Here is a 12,381-nt window from a genome sequence, read left to right on the forward strand (position 1 = left end):
CGCGGGCGCTTTCGTCAGAGTGGCGGGCCGATCATGATCCACGGGTGCCAGGCAGGGGCCGCTACGCCTGACAACCGGGTCAGAAAATTCAGCTGGATTCGGCCCGAAGCTTTCGGTTGCCAAGTCGTAACCTCTGTGAAACTTTCACTTGTGAAGGCACCGCTAGGCGATCTCTCTCCGGACGAATGTCCAGGCAGGGAAGTCCTCCTGCGGTGATGCCCAGGTCAGCGAGCGCCGCAGCTCGTTGACGCCGATCGGCCAATCGGATGTACTCCGCGACATCACCCCCTCAGGAGCAGGCCATGGAGATCTGGAACCTCAAATGTTAACGGTAACAACTTTGCGGGACCGTCGCCTGACCTCTGACCAGCCCAGGAGCATTGGATGCACCTCCTCCCCGGACGCCCGCCCGTCACGGAACCGCCACCGGCCCTCCGCCCGCGTCGGCGGCCGGCCATCCTCGTGGCGCCGGTCCCGGCGTCCGGCACCGCCTGCCGCCAGGACGCGACCTTCCGGGCTAACTCATGACTGGAATGTTATCGCTAACACTTCCTCCGAGTGCGGCTCACCGGAAGCCGTGGTCAGCCGCTCCAGCGACCTGACCACGTGAAACGGGTCGCCGGCCGTGGTGGCTCCGGTCGGCCACCTCACCCTCCATCCCCAAGGAGCTTTCCATGCCCTTGAGCCGTCGCCAGCTCTTTCGGGCCGCAGGCGCGACCGCCGCGCTCTCGGCCGCCGGCCAGGTGGTGGGCATGTCCCCCGCCCTGGCCGCGCTCCCGTGGGCCAGATCCGAAATCGGTGTCTCAGCCTACGAGTTCGACCTCGGCCAGGTCCGGCTGACCTCCGGCCGGTGGCTGGACAACCAGAACCGCACACTCAACTACCTGCGCTTCGTCGACGTCGACCGGCTGCTGTATGTCTTCCGCGCCAACCACCGCCTGTCCACCAACGGCGCGACGGCCAACGGCGGCTGGGACGCGCCCAGCTTCCCGTTCCGGTCCCACATGCAGGGCCACTTCCTGACGGCCTGGGCACAGGCCTATGCCGTACTCGGAGACACCACCTGCCGGGACAAGGCCAACCAGATGGTCGCCGAGCTGGCCAGATGCCAGGCCAACAACGGCGCGGCCGGGTTCACCACCGGCTACCTGTCGGGTTTCCCCGAGTCCGACATCACCGCGGTCGAGAACCGCACGCTGAGCAACGGCAACGTGCCGTACTACTGCATTCACAAGACCCTCGCCGGGCTGCTGGACGTGTGGCGGCACATCGGCAACACCCAGGCCAGGACCGTGCTTCTGGCCCTCGCCGGGTGGGTGGACACCCGGACCGGCCGCCTGTCCTCCAGCCAGATGCAGGCCATGCTCGGCACCGAGTTCGGCGGCATGAACGCCGTGCTCACCGACCTGTACCAGATGACCGGGGACTCCCGCTGGCTGACGGTCGCGCAGCGCTTCGACCACGCCGCAGTGTTCGACCCGCTCGCCTCCAACCAGGACCGGCTCAATGGCCTGCACGCCAACACGCAGGTGCCCAAGTGGATCGGCGCCGCGCGGGAGTACAAGGCGACCGGGACCACCCGCTACCGCGACATCGCCGCCAACGCCTGGGCCATCACGATCAATGCCCACACCTACGCCAACGGCTCCAACAGCCAGGCCGAGCACTTCCGCGCCCCCAACGCCATCGCCGGGTACCTGACCAGGGACACCGGCGAGGCCTGCAACACCTACAACATGCTCAAGCTCACCCGGGAGTTGTGGACGTTGTCGCCGACCCGGGCCGACTACTTCGACTACTTCGAGAACGCCCTGCTCAACCACCTGCTCGGCCAGCAGAACCCGGCCGACAGCCGGGGCCACGTCACCTACTTCACCCCGCTCAACCCCGGCGGAAGGAAAGGCGTCGGCCCGGCCTGGGGCGGCGGCACGTGGAGTACCGACTACAACTCGATGTGGTGCTGCCAGGGCACCGGCATCGAGACCAATACCAAGCTGATGGACTCGATCTACTTCCACAACGGCACCACGCTGTTCGTGAACCTGTTCGCGCCCTCCACGCTCAACTGGTCACAGCGTGGCATCACGGTCACCCAGACGACGTCGTATCCGGTGAGCGACACCACGTCGTTGCAGGTCACCGGCGATGTGAACGGGTCATGGACGATACAGGTCCGCATCCCGGCCTGGACCCAGGGCGCGACGATCAGTGTCAACGGCGTCCAGCAGAGCATCGTCACCACCCCGGGCACCTACGCCTCGATCACCCGGTCGTGGACGTCGGGCGACACGGTGACCGTACGGCTTCCGATGCGGGTGGTCCTGAAGGCCGCCAACGACAACCCGAACCTGCAGGCCGTCACCTACGGTCCCGTCGTGCTGTCCGGCAACTATGGGAGTGCATCCCTGTCGTCGGCGCCGGCGCTGACCCCCTCGACGATCACCCGGACCAGCACCTCGGCACTGGCGTTCACGGCCACGGCCAACGGGGCATCGGTGAATCTGGGTCCGTTCTACGACGCCGCCGACCACAACTACGTCGTCTACTGGAACGCCACGGGGCAGGGCGGCGGGGGCGGCGGGACGAGCTTCCGGCTGATCAACGCGGCCAGCGGGCTGGCACTCGGCATCCAGAACATGTCCACCGCGGACGGCGGCCTGGCGCTGCAGTGGACCGACAACGGCACCGCCGACCATGACTGGGTGCCGGTCGTGGACGGCAACGGGCTGCGGTTCCGCAACGTCAACAGCGGCAAGGTGCTGGGCGTCGAGAACATGTCGACGGCCGACAACGCCCGGGTCATGCAGTGGGGTGACACCGGCACCGCCGACCACCGGTGGACGATCACCGACGTCGGCGACGGCTCGGTCAAGATTCGCAACGCCAACAGCTCGAAGCTGCTGGGCATCCTGAACGGCTCGACCGCCAACGGCGCCCAGGCGGTCCAGGACCCGGACAACGGCTCGGCCGACAACCAGTGGCGGTTCGTACCCAACGGCGCCCGCCGCGTCCAGAACGTGGCGACCGGCATGGTGCTCGGGGTCACCAACATGTCCACCGCCGACGGCGCGCTCGTCATCCAGTGGGGTGACAGCGGCACCGCCGATCACCTCTGGACGGCCGTCGTCGACACCGGCGGATACCTGCGCTTGCGCAACTCCAACAGTCAGAAGGTGCTGGGGGTGGAGAACGCCGCCACCGCGGCGGGTTCCCGAGTCGTGCAGTGGGCCGACAACGGCACCGGTGACCACCGCTGGCGGCTGCGCTACGGGAGCGACGCCACCTTCCGCATCCAGTGCGCGAACGGCGGCCGGGTCCTCGGTCTGGCGGGCACCGCCCAGGGCGCGCAGATCGTGCTCGCCGACGACAACGGCTCGAACAACAACCTCTGGAGGTTCCTGTGAGACGTGTGCTCGCGGTTCTCTCATCTCTGCTGCTCGTGGGCGTGTTTCTCGCGACCCAGGCCGCGAACGCGGCGACCGTCGACACCAACGCCTGGTACGTGCTGGTCAACCGCAACAGCGGCAAGGCCCTGGACGTCTACAACCTGTCGACGGCCGACGGCGGCCGGATCACCCAGTGGGCCCGCAACGACGGCAACCAGCAGCAGTGGCAGTTCGTCGACTCGGGCGGCGGCTACTACCGCGTCAAGTCCCGCCACTCGGGCAAGGTGCTGGACGTCTCCAACTTCTCCACCGCCAACGGCGGGGCGATCGTGCAGTGGGCCGACCTCAACGGCACCAACCAGCAGTTCCGGCTGGCCGACTCGGCCGGCGGATACGTCCGCCTGATCAACCGCAACAGCAACAAGGCCGTCGAGGTCCAGAACGCCTCCACCGCCGACGGCGCCAACGTCGTCCAGTACGACGACTGGGGCGGCAACAACCAGCAGTGGCAGCTCATCCAGGTCGGCAGCGGACCGAACCCGACGCCCACGCCCACGCCCACGCCCACGCCGAATCCGGGCGGCAACTACACCAACCCCGTGGTCTGGCAGGACTTCGCCGACGGCGACATCATCCGGGTCGGCGACGCCTACTACTACTCGGCCTCGACGATGCACTACTCACCCGGCGCGCCGATCCTGCGCTCCTACAACCTGGTCGACTGGGAGTACGCGGGCCATTCGGTGCCCAGGCTCGACTTCGGCTCAGGCGCCTACGACCTCAACGGCGGCCGGGCCTATGTGAAGGGCATCTGGGCCTCGACGCTCAACTACCGGCCGAGCAACAGCACGTACTACTGGATAGGCTGCGTCGAGTTCAACCGCTCCTACGTCTACACCGCCTCCGCCGTGGACGGGACCTGGACCAAGCGCTCGCAGATCAACAACTGCTACTACGACGCCGGCCTGCTCGTCGACGACAACGACACCATGTACGTCGCCTACGGCAACAGCACGATCAGCGTCGCCCAGCTCTCGGCCGACGGGCTCAGCCAGGTGCGCGCCCAGCAGGTGTTCCAGACCCCCTCCAGCGTCGGCACCCTGGAGGGCGCTCGCTTCTACAAGCGCAACGGCTACTACTACATCTGGCTGACCCGCCCGGCCAACGGCCAGTACGTGCTGCGCTCGACCAGCCCGTTCGGTCCGTACGAGATGCGGCAGGTCCTGCTGAACATGCCAGGCCCGATCTCCGGCGGCGGCGTGCCGCACCAGGGCGGCCTGGTGCAGACGCAGAACGGCGCCTGGTACTACATGTCGTTCGTCGACGCCTACCCCGGCGGCCGGGTACCGGCCCTGGCGCCGATCACCTGGAGCGCCGACGGCTGGCCCACCATCCAGACGGTCAACGGCGGCTGGGGTGTCAACTATCCCCGGCCGAACATCCAGACCTCCAAGACCGTCGCGTCGATGATCGGCCCGGACACGTTCACATCGGCCAGTCTCGGTCACCGGTGGGAGTGGAACCACAACCCCGACACCAGCCGCTTCTCCACCGGCAACGGCCTGCGCCTGCAGACCGCGACCGTCACAGGCGACCTCTACAACGCCCGCAACACCCTGACCCACCGCATCCAGGGCCCGTCGTCGACGGCGACGATCGAGCTCGACTACTCGGCGATGGCCAACGGTGACCGGTCCGGGCTGGCGATGCTTCGGGATCAGTCGGCGTGGATCGGCGTCAAACGCGACAACGGCGTCAACCGGGTGGTGATGACCAACGGCCTGACCATGAACAGCAGTTGGGCCACCACGGGCACCGGCACCGAGGCGGCCAGTGCGAACATTTCGGGCGGCCGGCTCTGGTTGCGGGTGAACGCCGACATCCGGCCGGGTTCGGGCAGACAGGCCAGGTTCTCCTACAGCACGGACGGCGTGAACTTCACCGCGCTCGGACCGGCCTTCACGTTGAACAACGCCTGGCAGTTCTTCATGGGATACCGCTTCGGCATCTTCAACTACGCCACCCAGGCACTGGGCGGAGCGGTGACCGTGCGCCGGTTCGACCTCACCACACCGTGAACGAAGGGCATCCCGTGACGAACCCCCCAAGCCGCTCGGTCCGGTCTTCCGGGCGCGCACGGCTACGGAAACTGCTGTCCCTCCTGAGCGCCGGCGCGGTCGCCATCGGCCTGGCGGTGGCGGTCACCGCTCCGGCGGACGCCGCCTCCACGCTGGGCGCGTCGGCGGCCGAGAGAGGCGGCCGCTACTTCGGCGCCGCCATCGCCGCCGGCAGGCTCGGCGACTCCACCTACGTCAGCATCCTGAACCGCGAGTTCAACTCGGTGACCCCCGAGAACGAGATGAAGTGGGACGCCACCGAGCCCCAGCGCGGCAACTTCACCTACACCAACGCCAACCGGATCGTGAACCACGCCCTGGGGCAGGGCATGAAGATCCGCGGTCACGCCCTGCTCTGGCACGCCCAGCAGCCCGGATGGGCCCAAGGCCTGTCCGGCTCGACACTCCGCGATGCCGCCATCAACCACGTCACCCAGGTCGCCACCTACTTCCGCGGCAAGATCCACTCCTGGGACGTCGTCAACGAGGCGTTCGCCGACGGCGGCTCCGGCGGCCGGCGCGATTCCAACCTCCAGCGGACCGGCAACGACTGGATCGAGGCCGCCTTCCGCGCCGCTCGGGCCGCCGACCCGGGCGCGAAGCTGTGCTACAACGACTACAACACCGACGGGGTCAACGCCAAGAGCACCGGCATCTACAACATGGTGCGCGACTTCAAGTCGCGCGGCGTGCCGATCGACTGCGTCGGCTTCCAGTCCCACCTGGGCAACTCCGTCTCCGGTGACTACCAGGCCAACCTCCAGCGCTTCGCCGACCTCGGGGTCGACGTCCAGATCACCGAACTCGACGTGGCCCAAGGGTCCAACCAGGCCAACGTCTACGCCACGGTGACCCGCGCCTGCCTGGCGGTGTCCCGGTGCGCCGGCATCACCGTCTGGGGCATCCGCGACAGCGACTCCTGGCGCACCGGGGAGAACCCCCTGCTGTTCGACGCCTCCGGCAACAAGAAGGCGGCCTACACCAGCACGCTCAACGCCCTCAACGGCGGTTCCACCAACCCGACACCGACCCCGACCCCGGGCCAGGTCGACACCAACGCCTGGTACGTGCTGGTCAACCGCAACAGCGGCAAGGCCCTGGACGTCTACAACCTGTCGACGGCCGACGGCGGCCGGATCACCCAGTGGGCCCGTAACAACGGCAACCAGCAGCAGTGGCAGTTCGTCGACTCGGGCGGCGGCTACTACCGCGTCAAGTCCCGCCACTCGGGCAAGGTCGTGGACGTCAGCAACTTCTCCACCGCCAACGGCGGGGCGATCGTGCAGTGGGCCGACCTCAACGGCACCAACCAGCAGTGGCGCCTCGCCGACTCGGCCGGCGGCTACGTCCGCCTGATCAACCGCAACAGCAACAAGGCCCTGGAGGTTCAAGGCGCCTCCACCGCCGACGGGGCGAACATCGTCCAGTACGACGACTGGGGCGGCAACAACCAGCAGTGGCAGCTCTCCCGTGTCGGTTGAGCGGTCCCCGATCAAGGAGCACACCTTGGAACTCACGCACGCCCGGCGCCCGCGCCGGAGTACGGCGGCGATCATCGCGGTCGTGACCACACTCGTGACCGGTCTCCTGGTCGCGTTGGGCTCGACGATCGCCGCGAACGCGGCGACCGTCGACACCAACGCCTGGTACGTGCTGGTCAACCGGAACAGCGGCAAGGCCCTGGACGTCTACAACCTGGCCACCAACGACGGCGCCCGCATCACCCAGTGGGCCCGTAACAACGGCAACCAGCAGCAGTGGCAGTTCGTCGACTCGGGCGGCGGCTACTACCGCGTCAAGTCCCGCCACTCGGGCAAGGTCGTGGACGTCAGCAACTTCTCCACCGCCAACGGCGGGGCGATCGTGCAGTGGGCCGACCTCAACGGCACCAACCAGCAGTGGCGCCTCGCCGACTCGGCCGGCGGCTACGTCCGCCTGATCAACCGCAACAGCAACAAGGCCCTGGAGGTTCAAGGCGCCTCCACCGCCGACGGGGCGAACATCGTCCAGTACGACGACTGGGGCGGCAACAACCAGCAGTGGCAACTCGTCCAGGTCGGCGGCGGCAACCCCGATCCGACGCCGACGCCGACGCCGACGGGCACGTGCAATCTCCCGTCGACGTACCGCTGGACCTCGACCGGTTCGCTGGCGACCCCGAAGTCGGGGTGGGTCTCGCTCAAGGACTTCACCGTCGCGCCCTACAACGGCCAGCACCTGGTCTACGCGACCACCCACGACACGGGCACCCGATGGGGCTCGATGAACTTCAGCCTCTTCTCCAACTGGTCGCAGATGGCCTCGGCCGCCCAGAACACCATGTCCGCCTCCACGGTGGCGCCCACGCTGTTCTACTTCGCCCCCAGGAACATCTGGGTGCTGGCCTACCAATGGGGCAGCACCCCCTTCTCCTACCGGACCTCCACCAACCCCACCAACCCCAACGGCTGGTCAGCAGAGCAGCCCTTGTTCACCGGAAGCATCTCCGACTCCGGTACCGGACCCATCGACCAGACCCTCATCGCCGACAGCACGAACATGTACCTGTTCTTCGCCGGGGACAACGGCAGGATCTACCGGGCGAGCATGCCCATCGGCAACTTCCCGGGCAACTTCGGCTCGACCTCGACCGTGATCATGAGTGACTCCACCAACAACCTGTTCGAGGCGGTGCAGGTCTACAAGCTGCAGGGCCAGAACCGCTACCTCATGCTCGTGGAGGCGATCGGCTCGCAGGGCCGCTACTTCCGCTCCTTCACCGCCACCAGTTTGAACGGGACCTGGACACCGCAGGCCGCCACCGAGAGCAACCCCTTCGCCGGCAAGGCCAACAGCGGCGCCACCTGGACCAACGACATCAGCCACGGCGAGCTGGTGCGCAGCAACGCCGACCAGACCATGACCGTCGACCCCTGCAACCTGCAGCTGCTCTACCAGGGCCGCAGCCCCAGCTCCGGCGGCGACTACGGCCTCCTGCCCTACCGGCCGGGCGTGCTGACACTACAGCGCTGACCGACGAAACACAGCTCCGCCTCGGATGTTCCTGACGGTTCCCCCGCATCGGGCGAGCGCGATCAGGACCGGGTGGAACCGCAGCGGCGGGCTCGGCACAAGACCGAGCCCGCCCGAGTCACACAGACCGGCTCCCCCTGCTGATCATCCCTTGAACCGGTCCCGGGCGCGGGAGGAGGGAGCGCTCACCGCGCCCGGGACCCCCAATACCCCCCGGCACAACCGCTTGAAAGAGATGACAGGTGAAACTCCTCGTTCGCCGCCTGGTTTTGTGGATCATGAGCGCGCTTCTGCTGGCGACGCTGGTGCCGTCCTCAGCGCGGGCCGACAACCCGATCGTCCAGACGATCTACACCGCCGACCCCGCCCCCCTCGTCCACAACGGCCGCGTCTACCTCTACACCGGCCACGACGAGGACGGCTCCACGTACTTCACCATGCGCGACTGGCGCGTCTTCTCCTCCACCGACATGGCCAACTGGACCGACCACGGCTCCCCCATGAGCCTGGCCACCTTCACCTGGGCCGACGCCAACGCCTGGGCCGGCCATGTCATCCCCCGCAACGGCCGCTTCTACTGGTACGTCCCGGTGCGCAACCGGGCGACCGGCGGCATGGCCATCGGCGTCGCCGTCGGAGACAGCCCCACCGGGCCCTTCCGTGACGCGCTGGGCCGCCCGCTGGTCGAGAACGGCGAGATCGACCCGCACGCCTTCATCGACGACAACGGCCAGGCCTACCTGTACTGGGGTAACCCTCGCCTTTGGTACGTCCGGCTCAACACCGACATGACCTCGTTCTCGGGGAGCCCCACCCAGATCCCGTTGACCGCGGCCGGCTTCGGCGCACGCAGCGGCAACGCGAGCCGTCCCACCCTCTACGAAGAGGGCCCCTGGATCTTCAAACGCAACGGCCTCTACTACACCGTGTTCGCCGCCGAATGCTGCTCGGAGTTCATCGCCTACTCCACGGCTCCCAGTGCCACCGGGCCGTGGACGTACCGGGGAACGATCATGCCGAGGCAGGGGTCGAGCTTCACCAACCACGCCGGGATCCTCGACTACGCCGGCGGGTCGTACTTCTTCTACCACAACGGCGCCCTGCCGGGCGGCGGCGGTTACACCAGGTCGGTGGCCATGGAGAAGTTCACCTACAACGCCGACGGCACCATACCCACCATCACCATGACCACCGCCGGGCCGCCCCAGGTGGGGACGTTGAACCCGTTCGTCCGCCAGGAAGCCGAAACGATCGCCTGGGCGCAGGGAGTGGAGACCGAGCCCTCCAGCGAAGGCGGCATGAACGTCGGCTTCATCGAGAACGGCGACCACATCAAGGTCAAGGGCGTCGCCTTCGGCAACGGAGCCTCCTCCTTCACCGCCCGCGTCGCCTCGGGCACCAGCGGCGGCCGGATCGAAGTCCGCCTCGGCAGCGCCACCGGCACCCTCGTGGGCACCTGCACCGTCCCCGGCACCGGCGGCTGGCAGAACTGGACCACAGTCACCTGCCCCGTCTCCGGCGCGACCGGAACCCGTGACCTCTACCTGCGGTTCGCCGGTGGTAGCGGCTACCTGCTCAACCTGAACTGGTGGCAGTTCTCCGCGAGCGGCGGCAGCGGCGGAGAACTGCTGACCAACGGCACCATGGAGAACGGCACCACGGGCTGGACCGCCTCCGGCGGCACCCTGTCCTCGGCGACCCCCGCCTACGCGGGCAGCAGCTCGCTGCTCACCTCCGGCCGTACGGCCGCGTGGAACGGCCCCAACCAGAACGTGACCGCGCAGCTCACCAACGGCAAGAGCTACACCACGAGCGTCTGGGTCCGCTCGCAGAGCGGCACCCCCAGCGCGAAGGCGACCCTGGCGCTCACCGCGAACGGCACGACGAACTATCTCCAGCTCACCCCCGCCCAGACGGTGAACACGGGTGGCTGGACCCTGCTGACCGGCACCGCGACCGTGTCATGGACCGGCACGCTCACCAACGCCTCCTTCTACGTCGAGACGGCCGCGGGCACCGACGGCCTCTACATCGACGACGCCTCCTTCCAGTGACGACGGTCGCGCCGTGAGCCCAAGTCCCTCCCCCGCCCGCCCCCGTAACCATCGAACCCATGTGGTGCGGTGCACGTCATCTCGCCCTGTGGGCCCGATCTCCATCCATCGAGGAGCGAAGTCCATGAGAAGGAAACGAACACGCGCGCTGGTCACCGCCGCGGTGCTGGCCCTGGTGGCGATCACCCCGGCCGTTCCGGCGCAGGCGCTGAACAACGGCGTGGGCCGGACCCCGCCCATGGGGTGGAACACCTGGAACACCTTCGGCTGCAACATCAACGAGACCCTGATCAGGCAGACGGCCGACGCCCTGGTCAGCAACGGCATGCGCGATCTGGGATACCAGTACGTCGTGGTCGACGACTGCTGGTTCGACCCCAACCGCGACTCCGCCGGAAACCTCCAGGCCAACCTGTCGCGGTTCCCGAGCGGGATGAAGGCCCTCGGCGACTACCTGCACGCCCGAGGCCTGAAGTTCGGCCTCTACCAGGGCCCCCTCGACAAGACCTGCGCCCAGTACTTCGGCTCCTACCCGGGCGCGACCGGCAGCCTCAACCACGAGGTCCAAGACGCCCGGCAGTTCGCGGCCTGGGGCGTGGACTATCTCAAGTACGACTGGTGCTCCCCCAGCGGCACCATCGACGACCAGGTGCGCACCTTCGCCAAGATGCGAGACGCGCTGGCGGCGACCGGGCGGCCGATCCTCTACAGCATCAACCCCAACAGCATCCATTCCAAGACCGGCCCGCAACGCAACTGGGGCGACGTCGCCAACATCTGGCGCACGACCGAGGACATCACCAACGCCTGGAACACGGGCCAGACCAACGGCTACCCGATGGGCATCCAGAACATCGTCAACGTCAACGCGCCGCTGTCGGGCTACGCCGCTCCGGGGCAGTTCAACGACCCGGACATGATGGTGGTCGGCCGGGGCGGCATGAACGACACCGAGATGCGCAGCCACTTCGCCCTGTGGGCCATCATGGCCGCGCCCCTGATCGCCGGCAACGACGTCCGCAACATGGACAACGCGACCGCCACGATCATGAAGAACCAGCACCTGATCGCCATCAACCAGGACACGCTCGGCCTGCAGGCCACCCAGATCAGCAACGACGGCACCCGCCGCATCCTGGCCAAGCGGCTGAGCAACGGCGACGTCGCGGTCGCCCTGTTCAACCAGGGCGGCAGCACCACCACGATCAGCACCACCGCCGCCGCGATCGGCCTGTCCGGCAACTCCTTCAACCTGCTTGACGCCTGGACCAACAGCGTCACCGCGACCACCGGCGCCATCTCGGCGAGCGTCCCGGCTCACGGAACCGTCGTGTTCCGGGTCAGCGGCGGTACGCCCGGTCCCACGCCCTCCCCGTCCACGACCCGGATCCAGGGGGCGGGTTCGGGCAGATGCCTCGACGTGACCGGTGCCTCCCAGACCAACGGCACCCAGGTGGTGATCTGGGACTGCAACGGCCAGAGCAACCAGCAGTGGACCTCCACCACCGCCGGTGAGCTGCGGGTCTACGGCAACAAGTGCCTGGACGTCAACAACGCCGGCACCGCCGACGGCACCGGTGTCATCATCTGGGACTGCAACGGCCAGAACAACCAGAAGTGGCGCTTCAACACCGACGGAAGCATCACCGCCATCGGCGCGAACAAGTGCCTGGACGTCGCCAACAACGCCACGACCAACAACGCCAGACTCCAGATCTGGACATGCACCGGCGCCGCCAACCAACGGTGGAACCGCGTCTGATCACAACCGCTCACGATCCGATCCTCGTACACGCGAACCGCCAGAGCCGG

Annotated in this window: 6 protein-coding genes; all 6 read left to right on the top strand. The window is 67.7% G+C overall.

The genetic code is table 11. From position 1 onward, the window contains the following. Positions 1 to 674 precede the first annotated feature (674 nt). Positions 675 to 3,404, top strand: coding sequence for a beta-L-arabinofuranosidase domain-containing protein (locus tag ABD810_RS28005; protein ID WP_344946852.1), 2,730 nt, complete (start codon positions 675 to 677; stop codon positions 3,402 to 3,404). After that, entirely contained in the window at positions 3,401 to 5,464 is a 2,064-nt protein-coding gene (locus ABD810_RS28010) for a family 43 glycosylhydrolase (RefSeq protein WP_344946854.1), read from the top strand. The genes ABD810_RS28005 and ABD810_RS28010 overlap by 4 nt, the downstream gene beginning before the upstream one ends. 14 nt (positions 5,465 to 5,478) lie before the next feature. Next, positions 5,479 to 6,984 (top strand): glycoside hydrolase family 10 protein, encoded by a 1,506-nt coding sequence (locus tag ABD810_RS28015; RefSeq protein ID WP_344946856.1) that lies wholly within the window; start codon positions 5,479 to 5,481, stop codon positions 6,982 to 6,984. A gap of 94 nt (positions 6,985 to 7,078) precedes the next feature. Beyond that, positions 7,079 to 8,515, top strand: a complete 1,437-nt coding sequence (locus ABD810_RS28020; RefSeq protein WP_344946892.1) for a non-reducing end alpha-L-arabinofuranosidase family hydrolase — start codon at positions 7,079 to 7,081, stop codon at positions 8,513 to 8,515. 242 nt (positions 8,516 to 8,757) lie between these two features. Next, complete coding sequence (locus ABD810_RS28025) at positions 8,758 to 10,569, top strand: family 43 glycosylhydrolase (protein ID WP_344946858.1); 1,812 nt, start codon at positions 8,758 to 8,760, stop codon at positions 10,567 to 10,569. Positions 10,570 to 10,693: 124 nt separating this feature from the next. Further along, the gene (locus ABD810_RS28030; RefSeq protein WP_344946861.1) at positions 10,694 to 12,331 is read left to right on the top strand and encodes a glycoside hydrolase family 27 protein; all 1,638 of its coding nucleotides are present in this window, start codon (positions 10,694 to 10,696) and stop codon (positions 12,329 to 12,331) included. Positions 12,332 to 12,381 lie beyond the last annotated feature (50 nt).

Source organism: Sphaerisporangium flaviroseum (assembly GCF_039537005.1).
Classification (GTDB): domain Bacteria; phylum Actinomycetota; class Actinomycetes; order Streptosporangiales; family Streptosporangiaceae; genus Sphaerisporangium; species Sphaerisporangium flaviroseum.

What these genes read in the sequence shown, in the direction of transcription:
- ABD810_RS28030 (WP_344946861.1), top strand. Translation starts at nt 10,694, where the DNA reads ATGAGAAGGAAACGAACACGCGCGCTGGTCACCGCCGCGGTGCTGGCC.
- ABD810_RS28005 (WP_344946852.1), top strand. Translation starts at nt 675, where the DNA reads ATGCCCTTGAGCCGTCGCCAGCTCTTTCGGGCCGCAGGCGCGACCGCC.